Annotated in this window: 13 protein-coding genes; 4 read left to right on the top strand and 9 right to left on the bottom strand. The window is 59.4% G+C overall.

Annotated features, from left to right (window positions below):
* Positions 1-83 precede the first annotated feature (83 nt).
* Genes PSV43_RS07785 through PSV43_RS07775 form a run of 3 tightly spaced genes read right to left on the bottom strand, consistent with a single transcriptional unit; the run spans position 84 to position 4002 of the window.
* A complete protein-coding gene (locus PSV43_RS07785) occupies positions 84-1676 on the bottom strand; it encodes an arylsulfatase (RefSeq protein WP_300195248.1) in 1593 nt (530 codons plus the stop codon).
* A 19-nt stretch (positions 1677-1695) separates the two neighbouring features.
* Entirely contained in the window at positions 1696-3195 is a 1500-nt protein-coding gene (locus PSV43_RS07780) for a sulfatase-like hydrolase/transferase (protein WP_300195246.1), read from the bottom strand.
* 15 nt (positions 3196-3210) lie between these two features.
* Positions 3211-4002: a DUF1080 domain-containing protein gene (locus tag PSV43_RS07775; protein ID WP_300195244.1), complete on the bottom strand. Its 792-nt coding sequence runs from the start codon at positions 4000-4002 to the stop codon at positions 3211-3213.
* Between the two features lie 110 nt (positions 4003-4112).
* Here PSV43_RS07775 and PSV43_RS07770 point away from each other — a divergent pair, with 110 nt between their 5' ends.
* The 3 genes from PSV43_RS07770 to PSV43_RS07760 all read left to right on the top strand — a co-directional run bounded on the left by PSV43_RS07770 (position 4113) and on the right by PSV43_RS07760 (position 9258).
* Entirely contained in the window at positions 4113-5435 is a 1323-nt protein-coding gene (locus tag PSV43_RS07770) for a hypothetical protein (RefSeq protein WP_300195242.1), read from the top strand.
* Positions 5436-5497: 62 nt separating this feature from the next.
* Positions 5498-6769 carry a DUF1552 domain-containing protein gene (locus PSV43_RS07765; RefSeq protein ID WP_300195240.1) on the top strand — a complete coding sequence of 424 codons (1272 nt, stop codon included), beginning with the start codon at positions 5498-5500 and terminating at the stop codon, positions 6767-6769.
* Complete coding sequence (locus PSV43_RS07760) at positions 6769-9258, top strand: DUF1592 domain-containing protein (protein ID WP_300195238.1); 2490 nt, start codon at positions 6769-6771, stop codon at positions 9256-9258. The genes PSV43_RS07765 and PSV43_RS07760 overlap by 1 nt, the downstream gene beginning before the upstream one ends.
* A gap of 131 nt (positions 9259-9389) precedes the next feature.
* On the opposite strand, the gene PSV43_RS07755 is transcribed toward PSV43_RS07760, so the two are convergent.
* The 6 genes from PSV43_RS07755 to PSV43_RS07730 form a co-directional block, all read right to left on the bottom strand.
* Complete coding sequence (locus tag PSV43_RS07755; protein WP_300195236.1) at positions 9390-10280, bottom strand: ThuA domain-containing protein; 891 nt, start codon at positions 10278-10280, stop codon at positions 9390-9392.
* Positions 10281-10351: 71 nt separating this feature from the next.
* A complete protein-coding gene (locus PSV43_RS07750; protein WP_300195234.1) occupies positions 10352-11554 on the bottom strand; it encodes an SGNH/GDSL hydrolase family protein in 1203 nt (400 codons plus the stop codon).
* A gap of 14 nt (positions 11555-11568) precedes the next feature.
* Entirely contained in the window at positions 11569-12672 is a 1104-nt protein-coding gene (locus tag PSV43_RS07745) for a hypothetical protein (RefSeq protein ID WP_300195232.1), read from the bottom strand.
* A gap of 20 nt (positions 12673-12692) precedes the next feature.
* On the bottom strand, positions 12693-13979 hold the full coding sequence (locus tag PSV43_RS07740) for a DUF1552 domain-containing protein (protein WP_300195229.1): 1287 nt from the start codon (positions 13977-13979) through the stop codon (positions 12693-12695).
* Between the two features lie 28 nt (positions 13980-14007).
* Entirely contained in the window at positions 14008-16701 is a 2694-nt protein-coding gene (locus PSV43_RS07735; RefSeq protein WP_300195227.1) for a DUF1592 domain-containing protein, read from the bottom strand.
* A 115-nt stretch (positions 16702-16816) separates the two neighbouring features.
* Positions 16817-17800 carry a hypothetical protein gene (locus PSV43_RS07730; RefSeq protein ID WP_300195225.1) on the bottom strand — a complete coding sequence of 328 codons (984 nt, stop codon included), beginning with the start codon at positions 17798-17800 and terminating at the stop codon, positions 16817-16819.
* Between the two features lie 169 nt (positions 17801-17969).
* Between PSV43_RS07730 and PSV43_RS07725 the strand changes: the two genes are divergently transcribed.
* Positions 17970-23828, top strand: a complete 5859-nt coding sequence (locus PSV43_RS07725; protein WP_300195223.1) for an alpha-2-macroglobulin — start codon at positions 17970-17972, stop codon at positions 23826-23828.
* The last annotated feature ends 1 nt before the right edge of the window (position 23829 follow it).

Genomic DNA, 23829 nt, shown 5'->3' with positions numbered 1-23829 from the left:
GTATCTCGCAGACCGGAGTAAAACCGGACAAAAAATGATGATGCGGTGGGACAGAAGTCGTTCAATGGCGACAAATTCGGGTGCTATTTGCTGGCCTTCGCCTTTTTTGGAGTGGCAAGTTTGGCCGGGAAACGCTTCGCCGCGACATCGTTCTTCTGCGGTGCACCTGGCGTGCTGCGGCCCTCGGTGATGAGTTGTTCGAGCAGCGCTTGCATCTGAGCGACGCGCTCCGGTTGCGCGGCGGCGAGGTTCTTGGTTTCGCTGATGTCGGTGGCGAGGTCGTAAAGCTGAACCTGCTGGCTTTGATCGCCGCCCTTGCCCCAGCCGCCGGACCCCGGCGCGGCGATGTATTTCCAGGTCCCTGAGCGAATGGCGGGAATACCATTGATTGAAACGCTGACGGCGTTTTTGCGGATCGCCTTGTCTTCGCCGTTCAAGAGTGGCAGCAGACTGAAGCTGTCTTCACCTGCCGTATCGGGTAGTTTTGTTCCGAGAATATCGGCAAAAGTGCGAATGAGATCGGCCTGATGAACGAGCTGGTCGCAGGTGCTGCTTGGTTTCACATGGCCGGGCCAGCGTACGATTAAGGGCACACGATGACCGCCCTCCCACGCATCCGCTTTGTAGCCGCGCAGCGGACCACTGGGGTAATGGCCCATCTTTTCGAGATCTTCCACACCAATGTAGGGCGCACAGCCGTTGTCGCTGGTGAATACGACGAGCGTGTTGGGCGCCGCGCCGCTCTTGTCGAGTGCGTCAAGCACGCGGCCGATGACGGCATCCGTTTCCATCACCAGATCGGCAAAGCGATTGAGCCCGCTTTTGTCCTTCCACGGTTCATTCACCGCCAGCGGTGTGTGAGGCGTGGTGAGCGGCAGGTAAAGCATGAACGGTTCGGATGTCTTTGCTGCGTGCACGATGAAGGAGACTGCGTGATCCCGAAGCGCGGGCAGGATGCCTTCGAGCTTCCAGTCTTGCAGGGCAGGGCCTTGCATGCTGGCGCGGTGGTCTCCGAAATCTCCAGACGGCAGGAACGCGCTGGGCACGCCAACGGTGCGGTCGTTCTCGATGAAACAATACGGCGGCCAGTTCGGGACGTCGGTGCCGAAGTAGCTGTCGAATCCGCGTGTGGTCGGTCCCCCGGCGATGGGCTTGGTGAAAACATCTCGCCATGCGGCGATGTGTTCGCCAGTGGGAACCGGTGCTTCATCGTTGCTGCCCTTTTTGCCTGCGCCCTGGAAAAAAATCTTCTTCTCCGCTGCAATGGGCCAGTCCCAGCCAAGATGCCATTTGCCAACGATGGCGGTGTGGTAGCCATTTTGTTTCGCCAGCGTGCCGATGGTCATGCGTTCAGGTGCGATCAAAGGTGCCCCAAACACACCAACGATGCCGCTTTGCAAACGCGTGCGCCAGGGATAGCGCCCGGTGAGAATCGTATAGCGCGAGGGCGTACAGACACCGGATGACGAGTGCCCGTCTGTGAAGCGCATCCCCTGCGACGCGAGCTTGTCGATGTGGGGCGTGGGAATCTTGCCGCGCTCCTGATTGTAGCACTGCACATCGCCGTAGCCAAGATCATCGGCATAGATGACGATGATGTTCGGGTGTTCCGGAGATGCAGCACGGCAAAGCGCCGAAGTTGAAACAATGAAGCAGAGAGAAATGATGAATTTCATGGTGGTCGGTCGGGGAGGTTTACTTCTGATAGTCCGCCTCCGTGAGGCTGTGCAGCACGGACTGCTGCCAATCGTGCAGTTCGGCCTCCAACTTCTTCGCAATGGCAGGCTCCTGCCCGAGCAGATCGCTTTTTTCAGCGGGATCAGCGATGAGATCAAAAAGCTCGTGTTTCGCGGGGCCTTTCTTCGGCTCATGGATCACCAGCTTGTAGCGTCCATCTATGATGGCACGCGAGCCGAGGTAGTCGGCATCGGTGATGGTGCTGTGGCGGAAGTTATTGAAGTCGCGCGTGGCTTTGCCGCCGGACTTCTTCACCAGCGGGCAGGTGCCTTCCTGCAACTTGGGATCAATATAAGGATTGCCCTTGTCGAGATGCGCGGCGTCAAACTGCCACACCCAGAGCGGCTTGGGGCGCTCGCTCATTTTTCCATCCAGCATTGGCAGGAAGTCCATGCCATCGATTGGACGATCTGGCAGTGGCTGACCGGTGAGCGCGCAGAGCGTGGGCAGCAGGTCGCTGGTGGTGGCACGAGCCTTCGTGCTGCGCGGCAGTGGGATGCGCGCGGGCCATTCAATGAGGCCGGGAACAAGTACACCGCCCTCATAGACCTGGGCCTTCACGCCGCGATGCGGCAGGACGAGCGAACCATCGGCAGAGGTGCCGTTGTCGCCGCAGTAAAACAGCAGTGTGTTTTCGCGCAGACCTTTGGCAGCGAGGTGCTTTCTCAGGGTGCCGATGGAACGATCCATCGCGGTGATTTCGGCGTAGCGCTCGCGCAGCACTTCACCCTGCGGGCGTGTGGTCGGACCGCCGGTTTCATTCGAGGTCAGCTTGACCTTCTTGTCCTTGTACTTGGCTGGCAGATCATCGTAAAGCGCGAGATCCTCCGGCAGGCCGCTGTAAGGCTCATGCGGTGAGCCGAACCACACGACGGTGAAGAAGGGCTGGCCATCCTTGCTCGCGCGATCAATGAACTTGATCGCCTCGTCGATGACGACGGCGGAGCTTTCTCCTTGGATGACCTCCGGCGGGCCACCATTGCGCGAGAGGGATGGATTCAACTCGAAAAAATTGTCATGCGACACCCACTCATGAAACCCCATCGCTCCCGGACTCGTCGGGGACGAGGCTTTGACCGGCCCGAGATGCCACTTGCCGAAATGTCCGCAGTGGAAGCCCGCTTTGCCAAGAATCTGCGGAAGGGTGATCTCCTCAGGGCGGATCGAAAAACCAGGCGTGAAAGTCCCCATGCGGTTCGGGTGCCGACCCGTCATGAAACTGGCGCGTGTGGGCGAGCAACTCGGATGTGCAGCGTAGAAATTCTCAAATCGAAAACACGTCGCGGCCATGTCATCGAGCACCGGCGTCTTCACATGCGGATGTCCATTATAGCCGGTCTCCTCCCAGCCATGATCATCGCCCATCATCAGAATGATGTTCGGAGCTGACTCTGCCGAGGAAGACGGATGATGAATGAAGAATGACGAAAAGAGGATGAGCGGGAGAAGACGTTTCATGCAGGTGGAAGAGGCTTACTTTTTCGTCGGCGGCACAACAGGACCGGTGCCCTGCGGGCTCTTCGTCCGAGGCTTCTCGATCTTCACGGCACCAGCGGGAAGTTTCGCCGCGTCAAAGGACTGAGGCTCCGCGACAGGAAGCACTTTGAGGCGGAGGTCTTTGATGTGAACGCTGTTCGCATTGCCGCGATGAAGCTGAATGGCAAGCAAACCCGCCAAGGCGCGCTTGCTTTCATCGCAGTCAGTCAGTTCAGAGGTGATCTTGCCATTGATCTTGTGCACCAAGTGATTCCCCTGTGCGATGACGGTGTACTCATTCCACTGTGAGACATCGACCTTCACCGCCTCGTGCGTTGACAATTTCCACAATGCGCCTGTTGGATCGAGCATGACGTTGGCGCCATTAAGGCCGAAGATGCCCCGCCCTCTCTCTTCATAAGTCATGCCCGTATGTTCGGTGGCGGGATGAATGTCGAGCTGATATCCCGTGATGACCCAGGGCGCGATTTCCGGCAGTTCACGGCTGCGGTATTGAATGCCGGAATTGTTATCGCCCACCACGCGCACAGTGGCATGCAATTCAAAATCCTTCACCTCGCCGCCACGCCAGATGAGGAAGGAGTTGTTGGCCATGGCGTCTGGTCCGGTGCATGTGCCGATGACCTCGCCGTTTTCCACTTTCCACAGCTTCGGATCGCCCTCCCAGCCTGTAAGATCCTTGCCATTGAACAAGGAAGTGAAGCCGTCTTCAGCGGAAGCAGCGGCGGCGGCGAAAATGAAAAGGGCGGGCAGAACAGGAAGTCTCATAGAGCGTGGTTGGGGAAAACGTTCGGGCGGGACAGGGAAAACGACCGCTGCGTCGTGCTTTCTCATCGCGCTTGTAACTTTCTCACTTCATTCCCTGTTTGTTTGTCTCCATGCGTTCCTTTGCCCTCCTCTCTTTTTTCGCCCTGACTGCTTCGTTGTGTGCGCAGCAGCCGCCCTATGATGTCTTTCCACCGCCTGACGCGCCGTATTATCGCGTACGCTACGAGGCTTCGACCAAGCCGGGAGAGCTGATCTATCCGGTGAACTACACGGTATGGGTGCCTCCAGGAGTGAAGTCCCTGCGCGGCGTGATCGTGCATCAGCACGGCTGCGGTGAAGGCTCCTGCAAGTCCGGCCTCACCGGTGCCTATGACCTGCACTGGCAGGCGCTCGCAAAAAAGCACGACTGCGCCCTGCTGGCCCCCTCCTATGAGCAGCCGGAAAAAGCCGAGTGCCAGATGTGGTGCGACCCACGCAATGGCTCGGATGCCGCCTTTCAAAAGGCACTCGTGGATCTCGGCGCGAAGTCCGGCCACCCCGAACTCGCCAAAGTCCCCTGGGCGCTATGGGGCCACAGTGGCGGCGGTCATTGGGCGGGCGGCATGACGCTTCTGCACCCGGAACGTGTCGCTGCAGCATGCCTGCGCTCAGGCGTGCCGATGCTGGAGGCCAATCCGGCTCGGCCCACCATCAAGGCTTACACTCTGCCCGAGGCCGTCTCCTCCGTGCCGATCATGTGCAATCTGGGCACCAAGGAAGGTGTGACGGTCAAAGATGGCCGCTTTGCCGGAGCCTGGGCTTCGAATGAAACGTTCTTCACCGCCGTACGTGCCAAAGGCGGCCTCATCGGCGTATCGGTTGATCCTCTGACCGCGCATGAATGCGGCAATCAGCGCTACTTCACCATCCCCTGGCTGGACGCATGCCTAACCGCCCGCCTGTCGGAAAAGAGCGGCGGATCGTTGAAACCGATGCCGACGAAGAACGCCTGGCTGGCCCCGCTGCTGGGCGCTGAAGCCGTCCCTGCGGCCAAGTTCACCGGAGAGAAAGACAAGGCCGTCTGGCTGCCAAACGAGGCCGTCGCCAAAGCCTGGGCCATCTACGTCAAAGACACCTCCATTCCCGACACCACGCCGCCCCCCGCACCGACAAAGCTGGTGGTGAATGGCAATGAACTCACCTGGAAAGCCGAAGCCGATTTGGAAAGCGGCCTGGCAAATTTCATCATCGAGCGTGATGGCAAACAGATCGGCACCGTGCCGGAGCAGCCGAAGAATCCCTTTGGCCGTCCGATCTTTCAGGGCCTGCAATACAGCGACACTCCCTCGAACCCGCTGTTGGAGATGCGTTTCACCGACAAACAGTCCGAGGCTGGCAAAAAGCACCAATACCGCGTGATCGCCGTCAATACCGCAGGCCTGAAATCCGAGTAAAGGGCGCGTTTCATGCTGCAACACGGGGCGCTCTGGCTACGTAGTAGTCAGACCCCCAAATCATGAACAGACGCCGTTTTATCCTCCAATCTCTGGGCACCTCCTTGGCCCTGCCCGGACTCCCTTCCCTCATGGCCGGCACCGTGGGTGGCAATTCCGCCGTCCAAGCCGCCAAAGGCGCAGGTGACGGAGCGCGTCGCTTCGTGGCCGTGGGCAATCTGCTCGGCTTTCAGACCAAGCAGCTCTTTCCGACCACCCAGGGTCGCGACTATGAGAAAACCACGCTGCTGGAGCCGCTGTGGGATAATCGCAGCCAGATGACGGTCCTTCGCGGCCTCGACCACGGCGTGAAGGGCGGTCACTTTGCCGTGCATTCGTTCCTTTCCGGCGTGCTGAACTCCGAGGCGCAAAACCGCCCGGATGGCAATGTGACCATCGACCAGTATCTCGCAGACGAGATCGGCTTCCAGACGCGGTTTCCTTCGCTCACCGTCGGCTCTGAAGGCGGCATTCATGGCGGCTGCCAGATCGCCTGGACGAAGTCGGGCGTGCGTGTGCCTCCCGTCACCAATCCATCGCAGTTGTTCGAGAAGCTTTTTGTCAGCGATTCCAAGGAGCGCCAGACCCGCCGCGTGCAGGAAAACCAGGTGCAGGCCTCCATTCTAGACTCCGTGATGGACGAGGCCAGCCGCCTCTCCAAGCGAGTCAATAAGGAGGACAAGGACAAGCTCGATGAATACCTCACCTCCGTGCGCGATGTGGAAAAGCGTCTGGAACTCCGCCAGCGCTGGGTCGCCCAGCCCAAGCCCAACGCACCTTTTGACAAGCCCGCGAATCACAATGCCGTCGAAGATCTGCCGATTCTCTATGAGCTGATCGCCCTCGCCCTGCAAACGGACAGCACACGCATCGCCACGCTGGAAATCGGCGGCGACTTCATGCCGCAGCATCTTGGGATCAAAAAAGACTGGCACGGCCTCTCTCACCACGGCAACGCCCCGGAGGCCGTCGCCGACCTCATCACCCTGGAGAAGTATCAGATCGAGCACTTCGGCAAATTCATCACCCGCCTCTCGAAGATCAACGATGGCGAGCGCACCCTGCTGGACTCCACCACGGCCATCTTTGGCAGCGGCATGGGCGATGGCAATTCGCACAAAAACTCCGATCTTCCCGTCATCCTCGCGGGCGGTGGCTACAAGCACGGCGAATTCCGCGAAGTGCCGCGTGAAGGCATCAACAAAGTGCCGTTGTGCAATCTCTTCGTCGACATCGCGCAGAAGATGGGCGTCGAAACAGATTCCTTTGGCAGCAGCACAGGATGTTTCGCGTGATGAGTTCAGCTCCGACTCTGCGCTCCAGCGCACTCCTTTGCCTGTCGCTCCTCACCTCGGCCCGCGCCGCAGAAGACGCACCCAAACTCGCCCAGCAGTTCCTCGGAAAGTACTGTCTGGAATGCCATGACGCGGATGTGCAAAAGGGTGATCGCGCCTTTGAAAAGTTCGCGCTACCGCTGAAGTCCGTTTCTGAACTCATCGATGCGCGTGACATCATCGACCAGCTAACGCTGAAAGAGATGCCACCGAAAAAGGCGGACCAGCCCACCGATGAAGAACGTCTCGGCATCATCCGTGCGCTGCGCGAGGGCACCGTGGCCGCCTATGGCAAATTTCAGAGCACTGGCAGCCGCACGGTCATGCGCCGCCTCTCCAGCCGCGAGTATGAAAACACCCTCGCCACATTGTTTGGCCGCCGGGTGGATACACTAGGCCTTACAGCCGATTTCCCGAAGGAGAAGACCAGCCAGCACATGGACACCATCGGCAAGTCGCTGGTGACTTCCGGCTTTCTGGTGGATCAATACTTCCAGTCCGCAAACCGTCTCGTCGAGATGCGCCTCGGCAAACCAGCCACCGAGCCAAAGAGCTGGCGTTTCAACAGCCACTTTTTGCAATACGAAGAGTTGAGCGGCTCCCATAAATCCGCCTTCAACTACCGCTACCTCTGCCTCTACGAGCAGCCAAACACCGACACCCGCCAGGGCGGCTACGGCCACATCGAAGACTTCAAGCAGGGCGTGCCCGTCTCCGGCCTTTACGACATCGAGGTCGAGGCTGCCGCGCTGCACCGTGACACGCACTACGATCCCACCATCTTCGGCATCGACTTCTCTGAACCCTTCATCCTCGGTGTCGTGCCAGGAGATGTCACCAAAGGCCACATCCATTACCCGCAGGCCATCGAGCCTCTGCTCGCCAGCGCCGTGGTGCCGGACAACACGCCCACCTGGTTCAAATTCCGCGTGTGGCTGGAGGCCGGGCAGACCCCGCGCTTCATCTTCCCAAATGGTCCGTATGAATCACGGGCCTCGGTCGTCACGATCAACAAACGCTACAAGGACGAGTTCAAGGCGAACGTCGGCACCTCCGGTGTCGGCCGCGCCCACATCCTGCTGGAAGGCAAGCTCCCACACATCCGCATCAGCGAGATCAAGATCAACGGCCCCGTGCCTGAGGAAAAAGGCGGTGCCGAAGAGGTAGCCGTATTTGGCAAAGACGGGTTCCAGGCAGAGCATGCGCTGGAGCAGGTCCAGGCTTTTGCCGAAAAAGCCTACCGCCGCCCGCTCACCGATGCCGACCGCCAGCCCATCCGCGCTCTGTATGACAAGCGCCTCGCGGAAAAAGCCACACCACGTCAGGCCGCGCTGGATGCGTTGAAGCTGATCCTGTGCTCCCCTTCTTTTCTCTATCTGAGCGAGATCACTGAAGAGTCCGCCAAAGCTCTGAGCCCTTACGATCTCGCCTCGCGCCTTTCCTTTGCCCTTTGGGCCACTCCGCCCGATACAGCGCTGCTCGTCTCCGCGAAGTCCGGCAAACTCACGCAGGATGCTGAGCTCAAAAAACAGATCCAGCGCATGCTCGCCGATGAACGCATCAGCGGTTTTGTGGGCGGCTTTCTGGACAGCTGGCTGAACCTCCGTGAACTCGGTGGCATGCCGCCGCCGCGCGAAGTGGTCCGCTCTTACTATGCGGAGGACCTGCCCACCTCGATGAAGACCGAGGCCACTCTCTTCTTCCGCGATCTGTTGAAGACCAATGGCTCCGTCATTCAGTTCATCGACAGCGACCACAGCTTTGTGGACAAGAAGCTCGCCAAACTCTACGAAATGCCCGAGCAGAAGACCCTGCGCCTCGCCGATGGCTTTCAAAAAGTCAGCCTCAAAGGCAACACGCATCGTGGTGGCCTCCTCGGCATGGCCGCCGTGCTCACCGTGAGTTCGAACGGTGTGGAGACCTCTCCCGTCACTCGTGGTGTGTGGGTCTCAGAAAACATTCTTGGCATCCCGCCACCACCGCCACCGGATGTCGTGCCAGCCATTGAGCCTGATGTCAGCGGAGCCACCACCATTCGCGATCGCCTGGCCAAACACCGTGCCGATGCCGCATGCGCCGAGTGTCACCACAAGATCGATCCGCTCGGCTTCAGCCTCGAAGCCTTCGATCCCGTCGGTCGCTGGCGCACCAAGTACCCGCAGGTGAATAAAAAGACCCCCGCCGCAAAGATCGACACCACCGGCGAATTCCCGTCCGGCGAGACCTACACCGACTTCGCCGGCTTCAAGAAACTCATTCACGACACCCGTGCCGATCTCTTCAGCCGCCACCTCATCCGCCAAGTCCTCACCTACACCGCCGGTCGCTCCATGGAGCTCAACGACGACTTCATCATCGACAAGCTCCACGCCAAAGTGAAGCAGCAGGGCCTCGGCCTAAATACGCTGCTCGTCGAGTGTCTCATGAGTGAGGTGTTTCGTTCGCGGTGATCTTGACCGTAGAACGAACATCCACGTTCGCCCACTTCCCGCAAAGCACTCATTCCCCCAGCGTGCACGAACAACCCAGCGCCGTTCTGTAGTCCCGCCTTTAGGCAGTCTGGAACTTCAAGAAATCAAATCTACTTCACCGCAGGAGCTGGAGCAGCCTCAGTTTTCACCTTCTTCGGCGGTGCGATACGCGGAGTCAGAAAGGAATCGATCAGCGCCTTGTCAGCCTCGCATTTCGCACCCGTGGCTGGAATCTCAACTCCCGCCGACCACAGCACGCCATTGATGACAAGCTGGCGCATTCCCGCCTGTTCCCAGGCATGGTGCGCATCCAACCCACTAAAGCTAAACGAGCGCCCGCCGCTGGGGCGGTCAAAGGTCCATGCCACCACATCCTTGTCGCCGCCTTCAGGTGAACCCAGCTTCTCTTTGCCGGACCACACCAGCGGTGTGATGCCCTTCATTTCGGCGGGAAACTGAAAATGGTTCAACCAGCCATCATTGATCTTCCACGGTGTGACACCTCTGGTGATCGCGTGTTTGGGAAACACATCATGCACGCTGTCCCAATGGCCACGGCTGGAGAGCGCATTGTACACGGCACCGGTCCAATCCTTCGACTGCTGCGCGAATGCTGGCGAAAACTCCACCGCCTGATGAATGTTCACCAGCCCCCTTTTGCCATCCGCCATTTTCTGCACCAGTGCGATATGCTGCGGTGTGGCCAGATAAGCCTGCTTGCCACCGCCATCCGTGTAAAAGACCACGGCTGCAGCTCCATCGAAAACCTTTTCATCCGCAGGCCATTCTTCGTTCACCAGCACCGCATCCACACCCGGCGTCTGCTTGAGCAGCGCCTGCATCAGGCGGCAGCCGCCGAGATAGTCATGATGGCCAGTCTTGTCCACCTCCTTCACCTTCCCGGCAACGAGGACGATCTTGATATTGTCAGCAGCCAGAGAAGAAACAGCAAAGGCGGCCGAAACGGCGAGCGAGAGGAAGAAGCGAGGACGAGAAATCATGGATGGGTGGGTCTGAAGACGAGACTAAACGTAGGCGGAGCGGGCCAAATGTCGCCAGTTGTAGGATTCGATCAATTCAGCAGCAGGTGAAACACGCGCAGCGCCGTGCCCATACCTTTGTCATTGTGGCCAGCTGCGATGCGTACCTTCACGCTGTGTCGGCCGTCTTTCAGGCCATCGTCGAGGATGACGGCCCATGGCAGATGCAAGCCGCTGCTCCAGTGGGTGAAAGTGTCTGTCAGGCGATACTCACCGCCGTCGATGCTGCACTCAATGCGTCCTGCGTCCGGTCCCGCAGCAATGAAGAGACCGCACCCTGTGCCATCAAAACTGAACTCAAACTCAGCGCCTGGTTCGGTACCGACCAGTGCGGGCACATCGACAAAGCCGGGGCGCGTGCCTTTCTTGTCCTCTGGCTTCCACGCCTGCTCCAAGGTGAAGCCTTTAATGATGTGTGCGTCGGCGATGTTGCCAAAACGTCCGCGCACATAACTTTTCGGATCAATCAACGCCGGCAGTTCGTGCGGCTTCGCGGCGACGGGCAGGGGCTGCTTGCAGGCGGCCTCAAACAGGCGCTGGATGCTGTTGGCGTAAAGCTGATGTCCGAAAGGCGCTGGATGCAGCCCCTTGAAATCCTTCTCCCAGGTGAACTCACCCGCGTTGATGCGATCCGTGACTTCAAGCGCCAGATTCAGCGTCACATTGCCATACGCCACGGCGACTTTTTCGTGCTGTGTGATGGCCGCCGGAACTTTGCCCTTGGTGTAGTCATCCATGTGCGGCGGCATGACAAAATGCATCTGAATGATGTCGGTCAGCGGATTCACCATTCGTGCATGCCTCACCACGCCTTCCATGCCGCGCAGCATCTGCTCGGGATGCTCCGGGATGTTCGAGGCGTCATTCACCGCAGCTTCCACAAACAGCAGATCCACCGGTCCGTGCGAGAGCACATCGCGCTCCAACCGAAACGCATGCGGCACCGATCCCATCGAGCCAATGCCCGCGCTGATGAACTCGAACTTGGTGTCTGGATACTTCTGCTGGAAATACTTGATCGTATGATCGCGCCAGCCGCCACTGGCCGTGATCGAACCGCCGAGGAAGGCGATGCGTCCGGTCTTTTCCCGTTCGAATTTGATCCGGCAGTTCGCGAGCCCGTCGCGCAGCTCGAAGTATTCATGTCCCTTGGGAAGGACATTTGGATCATAACCCGCAAGCGCTTGAATACTGAGCGCGAGCAGCAGGAATGTCGTGCGACTGAGGCAGTGCATGGCGGGCAAAAGGTTCAAGGCTTGGTAATCTGTCCGTCGCGCTGAAACACCTGCCAGTCGGCAGCATACGCAGGATTGATGAGCCATGAGGCAGTGGACTTGTCGCCATCGAATGCAGCAAACGGTGCCGTCGGCAGCGTTTGATAGCCTCCCTGCGTGACATCCCAATTTTTGCCGAGCGAGCCGCTCTCAAGCGTCAGCGCATTGAGCTTCACCGGACCTTTGAGTGCATCAGCATCCGTAGGCACGCGCGCGGCAAAGGTATGACGCAGAAAGGAGAACACCAGCGGCCAGGTCTTTTCACCAGGACCGTGTCCCGTCTTGGGTTCAACGGCATAATTCCACAGCGCGTTGTGCTTCTTCCGCATCGCTTCGACGACACCCATGTTCTCAGCCTTTGAGGGACGTCCAAAGAAGTCATCGACCTCGCCAAAGATCACGAGGCCGGGGATCTGCGCTGCTCCGGGTTGATAGACCTGATACGTGGTGCCAGGGCGCATGGAGACCCAGCCCCACACGCGGGTGCTGTCGGCGGGAAAAATGGCAGAGAATCCGGTGCCGTTGGAGTGACCGTAGAGAAAGAGCGGTGCGTTTTCGAGTTCGGAATGTGCCGCTCTTTGTCCAAACGTCTTCAGCCGCTCATGGAGCAGGCTACGTGGCCAGAAGCCACGCTGCATGGGATTGCCCACAAACTTGAAGAGCGCGAAATGCTGCTCGCGGGCGATTTTGCGCAGCTCCGGATGTTTATACAACGTTTCGCCGCTGCCATGGCCAGACATGACCACGATGCCCTTCGCCACCGCGATGCCGTCCGGAATCCACAGGTCAAACTTCACGTCTTCCTCTTTGCCCTCGCCTTTCTCCTTCACCGCCTGCTGCCACTGCTCATCGGTGAGTTTCCAGTCCCAGCTTCGCTCCACGGCCTGCTGTGGCGAAGGCGTGCCCCACTTGGCTTCATCGAGCACCCCATCCCAGTTCTTCTGCCCTTTCACCTGCGTATTGGCCCGCACCCATCCAATGCTGTGGCATTCGGGCAACTGCAACGTCTCGGTGAGTTCGATGTCAGCAGCGTGCAGATTTGTCAGCAGCAGTGCCGCGGCAAGAAGTGAAGACTTCATGAAATAAAAGGCAGGTGTGGTTACGCGATGAGTTCCTTCAGCACGCCGCTGCTGTCGCCATGTCGCTCGGCATTCACACCGATTCCATTCAACAGAGTGAGCCACGTATTGCACAAAGGCGTATCCTTTGGCGCGACGATGTTGTGGCCCAGTTTGATGCCTGCGCCGCCGCCGGTAAGCAGCGTCGGACAGTTGTCGAGATTGTGCTCTGTGCGGATGTTGCTGCCGTAAGCGAGAGCGACATGGTCAAACAGACGGCTGCCATCGGCTTCCTTGGTGGCTTTGAGTTTGTCGATGAGTCCGGCCAGCAGATCGCTTTGAGCGAGGTCTCTTTGCTTGGAGGCTTCAAGCTTTTCTCCCAGCGTGGAATGGTAGTGGCTCATGTCATGCGGCGCCACCTTGATGCCGATGCTGGTCATCAGGGTGCTGACCGGCTGGCGATAGGTGAGCACACGCGTGCTGTCCGTCTGCATCGCCGCGATGATGATGTCATACATGATCTTGATCTCCTCTTTTCCAGCGAGGCCGGCTGCCGGCTCGGGCAGGGGTGCCTTGGGCTGCGCGACACCGATCCACTGCTCGTCTTTGCTCAGACGCGTCTCGATGTCGCGGATGCCTTGGAAATATTCATCAAGCTTGCCCTTGTCCGTTTTTCCAAGGCCGCGTTGCATGCTCCGCGCATTCTCCATCACAGTATCGAGCACGCTACGCTTCTGCGCGAGCATGGCCTTCTGCTGCTCGATGGGCGTGGTGTCCTTGGAAAAAAGCCGGTGATAAGCTTCCACCGGCCCCTTGTGTCCGCCGATGGGTTTGCCGCTCACATCCCATGCCATGGAAAGCCCCGGGCCATGCCCCGATGACTCCGCGTTTTCGCTGCCATTGAGCTGCATCGAGGCAAAGCGTGTATCCAGCCCGAGCTTTGCCGCCGCCACCTGATCGGCAGAGATGCTGTTGTGAAAATTCTGCCCAGGCTCGCCGAAACGATTCGCACCGCTCAGCCACATCGTGCTGCCCCAGTGACCGTCGTTGCTGTACTTGTTCCAAAGCCCCTGCACCACGCTGAAGTCCGCCTTGTGCCGTGCCAGTGGTTTGAGTCCCTCTGGCAGAGTGTAATCAGCCCCCGGTTGCTTGATGTCCGGAAACCAAGTCTCCGTCGTGATCCCCCAGCCAAAGCCCAGAAACACCAGCCGCTTCGGCGGTGCAGCCGGAGCCGCTGCCGAAGCAAAGCGACGAAAGCCAAGAGATTCGAGCGCCGGCAGGGCAATGAGCGCGCTGCTGGATTGAAGGAAGTGACGGCGGGTTTTCATAATGGAATGTAGATCGTATAAGTTGAATTCACTTCGTGTGAAACTCCTGGCTGGCGACGAGTGCCTGGATGAACTCGCGGATGGCGAGGTCCCTTTTCCCTGCTTGTTTCACCATGCCCGTGATGAGCGGCTCATCGCGGAAGCCGGGTGGGCGGCCGAGGGCAAATTCAAGCAGGGCTTCGCTGAAGCTGCGAGCGAAGGCGTCTGACTTTGAGGCGATGATGTCGCGCAGGCCGAAGAAGTCTTTGAACGCAGGGCCCTTGTAAAGCGCGGCGGCGGCTTCGATGGTCCAGGTCTTCTTCGTCTTGGGATCGGCCTTGCCGTTCGCGTCGATGGCCATGTAGCTGTCCTCCGTGCGCCACTGCCCGGCGGCGTCGAAGTTCTCCAATCCAAAACCGACGGGGTCGATTTTGCGGTGGCAGCTCGCACACTGCGGATCTTCCTGATGGGCGAGCAGCCTCTCATGCGTGGTGAGCACCTTGCTCGCGAGCCGCGTGATCGCCGGGACATTGGCAGGCGCGGGCGGTGGTGCATCATGCAGCAGCTTGCGCAGCACCCAGGCACCGCGTTCGACAGGGCTGGTGCGCTCGCCATTGCCCCCCATGAAGTGAATGGCCGCCATGCCGAGCAATCCACCACGCGGAGAATCCTTGGGCAGCGACACTTTTTCGTAGCCATTCCCCTTCACGCCGGAGATGCCGTAGTAGTGAGCCAGCACGCGATTGATCATCACATAGTCCGACTTCAAGAGATCGCGCAGGCTCGCATTGCTCCGCATGATGTGCGCAATGGTTTCATGAATCTCACCCTTGGCCGCAACCTTGGTGCCTGAGTCAAAGCGCGGATACAGCGCAAGATTGACCTCGAAAAAGTCGATTCGATCCAGACCCAGCCATTGATGCGTGAAGGCTTCAAGAAAATCCGCCGAACGCGGATCATTCAGCAGCCGTTCCGTTTGCGCAGTGAGCACCTCCGGCTTCATCAATTCACCGCTCTTGGCGAGACCTTGCAGTGTGCCATCCGGCGGTGCGCTCCAGAGGAAATACGAGAGGCGGGTGGCGAGTTCTGTGCCTGTCAGTGGCCGACGTTTTTCATCCGCTGAAGGCTCTGCGAGATACAGAAACATCGGCGACGACACCACGACCGAAAGCGTCTCCTTCAGGGCCGCACTGTGCTTGTCTCCCGCCTTGCGGCGCACATCATAGAGGCTGAGCAGGCGGTCGATGTAGCCCACTGGTGGCGTCGTTCCGCGGAAAGCCTGTGTGGCAAATCGTTCAAGTCCCGCACGCAGTTCGGGCGCGGAGGGTGCAGGCGCTTTGTCATCCAGCGGAATGCCGAGTGCGGCAACGCCGGGCGGCTTCGGCTTGGTCACGTTGGGCACGCGCTCGATCTCGATCCAGTCCACCCACAGCGTGAGTTCCGGACCGATGCCATTGCGCTTCAAAGCCTCAGCACGTCTGCGGCCGCCTTCTTCATTGGTGTCCCAGCTGCCCTTCTCCCGCACAAACAGCATTCGGTTCTCCCGCGTCATGTTACTCCGCGTCAGAGTCAGGGGGATTTCGATCACCTGTGGTGCCTCCAGCGTTCCGGTGATTTCATGCGTGGCCATGACGCGGCCTGTGCGGGCATAGATGCCGAAGTCGAGGAAGCGCCGCTCTGCTGGAGCGTCCTTGGTGGCTGCGGCTTTCACGCGCACGATGTAATCGCCCACCGGCCAGTCAAACGGGACGAGCAGTTCAATGTAGCCCACGTTCAGTTCCGCAGGGTGCCGCGTCTGCGTGCCGAGGTAGGCCCCCTTGTCCACGGCAGGTTGCCCCATGTAATACTGATGATACTTCAGCCAGCCTGCGCCCAGCGAATCGTTGGCCAGATCAGCGTCATTCTCGCCCTTCTTGTCGAAGCCAAAGGTACGCGGATTGGGCGCACCGGGAATCCGGGCCCATTCACGGCGGAAGATGCTGTCGTTCTTCGATTCCTTGCGGATCTTGGCCACGATGTCCTTGTTCTCAGGCTTGGCCGCCGCTTCATCCACCGCTTTGATCCAGCGCTCCGCACGCGCTTTAGCATCGATTTGATAGGCCACAAACTTCTGCACAACAGGTGTCGTCGTCTCAGCTTCGTAGTGAAGCTTCTTCTCCACGCCTGCCGCCGCCTGCCACGCAAAAGCTTCCTCAAGCGCCTCGCGTCCCAGCACCTGATACTGCTCAAACTGGTTCGCCGACATGAAGAGATTGGCCCCCACCGTATCGAACCCACCTCCACCGCTGTCTCCCGGAAGATCGGACACATTGATTTCCACACCGAGAAGTTCCCGCAGGGTGTTCTTGTATTCGCGGCGGTTCAGCCGCCGCATGGTGATGACTCCATTTTGATCCCCCAGACTGCGCCTCGCCGCGACCATCACATTCGCCAGATCATCAAGGAAATCCGCCTTGGCTGCATTCGCCGGCTGCTTTTCGTCCTCTGGCGGCATGTCGCCCGAGTTCATCTGATTGAGCACTTTCTGCCATTTTTCCGCCGTCTCGATGTCTTTGATCTCAAACGGCAGATCATCCAAGCGGAACTTTCCCTTCTGCTTCTCCGGGCCGTGGCAGGATACACAAGTCTCCTGAAACAAAGCCTTGTGCCGTTGATCCATCACGGCGCGGCTTTGAGCCTCAGCAGCTTGGGATGAAGCATGGGCGGACAGCAGGACAGCGACAAGAAGAGACAGACGATTCATCAGGGGAAGAAACAAACGCATTAGAACGATCAATGTATCTCCCCAATGCTGCCAAAACCGGACGAAGAAACCATCCCCCGCTCCAATCAGCCGGGATTGGGGCCTGGGTGAACGCTTACCTCTCAGCAATCCACATCCTCACGACGCCCGTAGGCTTAAACTTTTCGCTGGCAGCAGTTAGCTCAATCGTGACCTGCGCTTGGCGGCCGTTTTTACCGACGACGGTGACAATGCCAGTGACGTCCACTGCCAAAGGCTTGCGGTCCACTCCAGCGGGAGCCACCCGAATAGGAGTGCCCTTTTTGAGCCGTTTGATCTGCTCATCGCCTTCATTGAAGAGCGTCAGGGTGAGCTGCCGCCCCTGGGATTCATCAACGTAACCCGGCATGCCTTCTTCCAAGATGCGCTTGGAGTGCACGGCCTTTTGTTCAGCTTGGAATTTGACCAGGCTGGCGTCATCGAGAAAGACCTCCCAGGCCATGCGGATCTTGCCTTTACCAAGGCCATGGGTCTTGGTGCGCAGCTTGTCGCCCCCCTTGATGTCGCTGAACTTCGCGGGCTGGCCTTCTTTCCAGTAGCGGGTGTCCTTGTCGGTTTCGAGCACCACATTTTTTTCACGCACGAAGGTCATGTCCCCCTTGGCCCAGGTGGTGGTGAGTTTGCCAGTAGTGGCATCAATCTGATCCACGAAGAAGTATTCGCCGTGGCCGTTCATCATGTTCATCTCATCCTGAATGTAGGTAAGCCAGACCCACTCCTCTTTGTCATTCACATGCATGCGGAAGATCGCACGCTCGCCGACCCTGAAGTCCTGTAAATCGCCCAGCGTCGCATGGTGCAGCAGCTCCGCATAGGGCATGACCGTGAAGCTCATCACCTCGTCGTTGCTCTCGCTGCGGAATGTTCCCGTGCGTGTGGCGGGGTCGAGGCTGATGAGCTCGCCCCAGATGCGGCGCATTTTTTCAATTGGGATAATCACCTGCCCCGGCGTGATCACTGAGACGGGCTTGGCCGGAGACGCGTCAGCGGCGGAGCAGGCAAGAGAAAATGCGGCAAGCAGAGTCTTGGCAAGGCATGGAAACAGGACGCGGTTGGACATTGCTCAGTCATACGGCCCCGCGTGGGCGTTCATGCAGCCCCCCCCGAACTATCGGGGGGCGACAGCCCCCGATGAGGAATCAAGGGAATTAAATTCAATTTTCGCCACAAGATTCCCCGCGCATGAGCAGGGCCGTCGGTTAATCTCTGCACACAATTCTTTATCCATTATGTCTGATTCTTCTAGTTCGTGGCTGGTGTGCTTGATGAGAACTTTGTTTGGGCAATTTCACTATCAGCCGCCCGCCTGGGTGCCGCGCCTGGCCCGCGCGGCAGATGATCATGTGCGGAAGCATCCGGGCTGCTACGCCCTCGCCATTTTGATCACCGGGTCGATGTTCCTCATTGTCCCGCAGATTCGTCAATCCATGGAAGCGCATCGGCCACGGCCACTGGTCCGGGCTGAACTGCGGCAGGCCAAAGGTGTGCTCTCGATGCCGGGGATCACACCGATCATCAAAAACAAACCGCAGCACCAGCCGATCACGGTGAAGTTCAATGTCTCGGTGGCCAAGCTGGAAGCCGTCGGCAAACCGGCAACTGGTGTCACTCTCAAGCCTGCACACGCAGGCGTGTGGACATGGAGCACGGACAAGCTGCTGATCTTCACACCTGCCAAGGACTGGCCCGCCGGGCAGCAGTACACGGTGCAGCTTGATCCGGCGCAACTCCCGAAGGAAGTGGCGGTGAAGGAACCGGTCTGGACAGGTAAGACACAACCGCTGGTGCTCACCGTGACTGGCTCGGAGTTTGAGATCGATCCGCGTGATCCGTCGTTGCAAAACGTCGTGGTGGGTTTCACCTCCACGCATCCGCTCGACAAAGCGCAGATCGGGCAACTAGTCTCGCTGGAGGTTGTAGGTGGCGCGAAAATCTTCGACTGGAAAGGGCAGAAGCCGGATGCACTGTTCTCGGTCACCGAAGGAAAGTTTCAGCGCGAGTTCTGGATTCGCACCGCGCGGATTCAAGTGCCGGCGAAGGAAGACTTCGTGAAAGTCACGCTGCACAAAGAAATCACCAGCACAGTCGGCGGCGGATCGCTGGCGGCCGACATCATCTCCAAAGTGCGCGTGCCGGATGTGGACAGCGGCTTCAAGATTGCCGATGCGAACACAGAGATTTTGAAGGCCGAGGATGGCGAGCCTGAGCAGTTTCTGTTCATCAACACCGAGGGCTACGTCACGACGGACAATCTGCTCAAGCATCTCGGTGTCTGGCAGGAACCGCCGAATTTTCGGATTACGGATGTGAATGGCAGACGCGTCCCTCCCGGTGTCAATGATGTGACGGAGGATGTACTGAGGCAGTATGCCCCCGTTTCGTTGAAGCCGGTCGAGCTGGAACTGAGCGATGACCATCCGGCGACGACGCGGCATGCGTTCAAGTTTCTCACGGAGAAGCAGGGGCGCATGTTTGTGCGCATCACGCAGGGAGTCGAGGCACTGGGCGGCTTCCGGCTCAGCCGGGAGTTTCGCTCCTTTGAATCCACGCCACGGTTTCCGAAGGAGGTCCAGTTGCTGGGCAAGGGCGGCATCCTGGCGCTCAATGGCGAGCGCAAGCTCTCGCTGCAATCACGCGGCGTCCCGTTTTTGCGGGTGATGATGGCGCGTGTGCCTGCACGCCAGGTCAACCACCTGGTGGTGATGACAGAAGGCGACTTCGCCAATCCCTACTTCACGATGGGCGACAGCTTTGACGAATCCAACATCGCCCACTTCCTGCGCCATGTGCAGCCAGTGGCGATGAAAAACGAGTATCAGGCCTCCTACTCGATGGTCGACTTTGCCAGCGCGCTGCAATCACAGGACACTTCGGATGCAGATGCATCACGCGGTCTGTTCTTTCTCACGGCAGAGGGCGTGGAGCCTTACCCACACAGCCAGAAGCGCCTGGAAGGTGATGCTGTGGAGGACGACTGGCGCGTCATGGATCAGGCGACGACGAAGCGTTTCGTGCTAGTCACCGATCTCGGCCTGATGGTGAAAAAGAACGCAGACGGCTCGCGCGATGTGTTTGTGCAGAGCATCCAGACCGGCGAACCGGTGAACGGCGCCGTGATCACGGTGATGGCGAAAAACGGAGAGCAACTGCTGCAGCAAACCACTGCCGACGGCCATGTGCTGCTGCCGGATGTCGGAAATTTTCAACGCGAGAAGCGCCCGGTGGCCATCGTCGCCACGCTCGGCAATGACTTGTCCTTCCTGCCGTTCGAACGTCCCGACCGCCTGCTCGATTTCTCGCGTTTCGACATTGGTGGCGTGCAAGCTTCAGAGCAGGAGGCGCTGGAGGCCTTCGTATTCACCGAGCGCGGCGTATATCGGCCCGGAGATAACATCCACATCAGTGCGGTGCTGAAGCGCCGTGACTGGGCCGCGGGTCTCGCGGGGCTGCCACTGGAGATGGATCTGGTCAACGCGAAGGACGAGGTGATCGACACCCAGAAAATCGCGCTATCCGCTGACGGCTTCATTGAAGTGAAGATGAAGACCGATGAGACCGACCCCACGGGCCGCTACATCGCACGTCTGTATCTGATCAAAGGCATTCATGACCGCGACCGTCTCGGGCAGACCTTGCTCAAGGTCGAGGATTTCCAGCCGGACCGCATGAAGATCGACATGACACTCACCGGCAACGAACTCGCCGGATGGCTGCAGCCGAATGAGATCAAGGCGGATGTCTCGCTGCAAACCTTGTTTGGTTTTCCTGCGGCCAAACGTCTGCTCAAAGCGCGGATGGAATTGAGCCCGGGCGCTTTCGCCTTTGCTCAGTTCCCCGATTTCATCTTCCATAATCAACTGCCTGAGGCTGAAGACACCGAAGAGACTGAGGCCGGGCAGAAGATCAATCTCGGCGAGCAGACCACGGATGAGACGGGCGCAGCGCAATTTGATCTGGCGCTTGAGCGTTTCGACAAAAGCTGCTTTCAGGTGAGCCTGCTGATCGAAGGCTTCGAGGCCGACGGCGGCCGCAGTGTGCGCAGCGGGAAGAATTTCCTCGTCGCCGCGCTGCCGTATGTCGTCGGCTACAAGCCGGATGCGAAGCTCGATTACCTCGGCAAGGACACGGCGGCAAATGTGCGCTTCATGGCAGTCGGCCCAGATTTGAAACCCTATGCGCCGAAGGATCTCATGGCGCGCCTCATTCAAATCAAACACGTCTCCGTGCTCACGAAGCAGGAAAGCGGCAGCTACACCTACGTCTCGACGCAGCGTGAATCCGTAGTGTCGGAGGCACGTTTCGCTCTGCCGCTCGAAGGGGCCGGTTACGCTCTGCCGACAACCGCAGCAGGCGAGTTCCGCCTCGAATTGCGCGACCCAGACAACAACACTGTCTGCGCCACCGCCTTCACCGTGGTGGGCAAAGGAGATATGGAACGTAGCATGGAGCGTGATGCGGAGCTGGGCATCAAACTGGCGCGCGGCACCTGGAACAGCGGTGAATCATTGGAGGCAAGCCTGAGCGCGACCTACACAGGCGCGGGCCTCATCACCATCGAACGCGAGCGCGTGCTCGGCTGGCAATGGTTCAAGGCGGGCACGACGGCCAGCGTGCAACACATCACGGTACCAAATGACATCGAAGGCTCCGCGTATGTAAACGCTTCCTTTGTGCGGGCGCTTGACTCCAAGGAGATCTTCACCTCGCCTCTGAGCTATGCGGTGGAGCATTTCGTCGCGAATCCCGACAAACGCCGCATCGAGGTGAAGATCGACGCGCCGGAAAAAGTGAAGCCGGGGGATGTCATGAAAATTGGTTTTCAAGCTGCGAAGCCCTGCCGCATCGTCATCTATGCCGTGGATGCGGGCATCCACCAGATCACGGACTACAAGCTGCCAGACCCGCTCGCGCACCTGAACCGCAAACGCGCGCTCGAAGTCGAGACCGAGCAACTCATGGACCTGATCCTGCCGGAGTTCTCGCTCATCGCGCAAAACAAGGCATTCGGGGGCGATGCCGACAAACCGCTGCGTTTGAATTTGAATCCGTTCAAGCGCCGCAATGAGCCGCCGGTGGTGTTCTGGTCGGGATTGATCGCCGCCGGGCCCGAGCGCCAGGAGGTCAGCTACACGGTGCCGGATTACTTCGCCGGCAAACTCAATGTCATGGCCGTCGCCGTTGCTGAGGATGCAGTGGGCCGCGCTGAAACGAGCAGCATCGTGCGCGGACCTCTCGTGCTCACGCCGAATGTGCCGTTTTTTGCCGCGCCCGGAGATGAATTCACCGCCTCGCTCACGGTGGCGAACAACCTTGAAGGAGCCGAGGCGAATGCACCGATCAACATCGTGGCGCAGGTCACGCCGCATCTCGAAGTCATTGCATCGCCGCAGGGCGCGCTCAATGTGGCCACTGGCAAAGAGGACACCGTACGCTTCCGCATACGAGTGAAGAGCGAGCTCGGTGGTGCGGAGATCACCTTCAAAGCTGAGGCAGCCGGTCAGGTGGTGCTGCGGCGTGCCACGCTGAGCGTGAGGCCTGCTGCACCGTTCATCACCAACGTGCAGAGCGGCTACTTCCGCGACAGCAGCTATGACGTGAAGGTCACGCGCGAGATGTTCCCGCAATATCGCAAACTGAACGCGAACGTGTCTGCCCTGCCGCTGGGTCTTGCACGCGGCTTGGAATCGTACCTGCACGAGTATCCGTATGGCTGCTCCGAGCAGATCACCAGCCGCGCGGTTTCACGCCTGCTGCTGGCGAAGGAGGTGGACTTCGGATTTGATGCAGCGGACTCCGCACGGCAGTTGGATGCGGCGTTTGCCCTGTTGCGCAGCCGCCAGAATTCCAGCGGTGGCTTTGGCTACTGGGATTCGTCTGCGGATGCCGCCATGGATTATCTCTCCGTCTATGTGACACGGTTTCTCACGGAAGCGCGGGATGCAGGAAATGCGGTGCCGTCGGCCCTGCTCGAAGGCGCGCGCAATCGCATGCGGCAGATGGCACGCGGCCAGGTGAACAGCCTCGACGAGGCATCCATTCAGGCGGCAGCCATTTATCTCCTCACGCGCCATGGCGAGAACACCTCCACCTTTGTGCTGAACCTGCGCGACAACCTGCGGCAGAAGCATCAGGAGGCATGGCGCGGCCATCTCACCGCTGCGTATCTCGCTGGCACGTATGCTATGCTGCAGAAGCGCCCGGAAGCGGTGGCGCTGATGCAGGACTACTGGGCCGCCGTGCGCAAAACCAAAGCGCAGGGCTCATGGCGCGGCTGGTACTATCTCGATCCGCAGGTGAGCCAGGCCGAGGGCTTCGCCGTGGCCTGCAAACACTTCCCAGAACTGGCGGGAAACTTTGGCTATGATGATCTCGCCGTCGTCACCGAGCCGCTGGCACGCAATCGCTTCAACACGATCAGCGCCGCCACCACGATCCTCGCGCTCAAGGCCTACTCGGATCTCGCGAAGCAGTCTGGCGTGCGTGTCTCGCTGGCAGAACTGCCGCGTGCAGGCGGCACACCGAGTGTGCTGGTGCCGGAGACCACCGGAATCGTCCAGAGCAACTTCAGCGCGCAGGCGAGTGCCCTGCGCTTCGGACTCGCTCAGGGTGGTGGCCGCGATCTAGGTGCCTTTTATCAGGTGACGGAGGCCGGATTCGACACCGGTGTGCCGACCCAGCGCATCGCGGATGGCTTGGAAGTGTTCCGCGAAATTCTCGGAGCGGATGGCAAGGCCGTGGCGAAGCTCAAAGTCGGTGAAGGTGCGCTGGTGCGCCTGACCGTTCGCAACATTTCTCCCGATGCGCTCCGCAACATCGCCGTGCTCGATTTGATGCCCGGCAGCTTTGAGCTGGAGCCCAATGGCCTCAAACCCGGACTCCGCACGATACCCGGCGCGGATTACGTGGATGTGCGCGAAGACCGCAACGTGTTCTTCTGCGGCCTGGGCAAGGGCGAAGTGAAGACCTTCAGCTATCGCATCAAGCCAATCGCCGCAGGCAGTTATGTGATCCCGCCTGTGTTTGCCGAGAGCATGTATGACCGTGGCACCAAGGGTCGCGACGGCGGCGGGAAGGTGGACGTGGAGTAAC

Origin of the sequence: Prosthecobacter sp. (assembly GCF_029946185.1) — a bacterium.
Taxonomy (GTDB): Bacteria; Verrucomicrobiota; Verrucomicrobiia; order Verrucomicrobiales; family Verrucomicrobiaceae; genus Prosthecobacter.
This window is presented reverse-complemented; position numbering and strand designations above follow the sequence as displayed.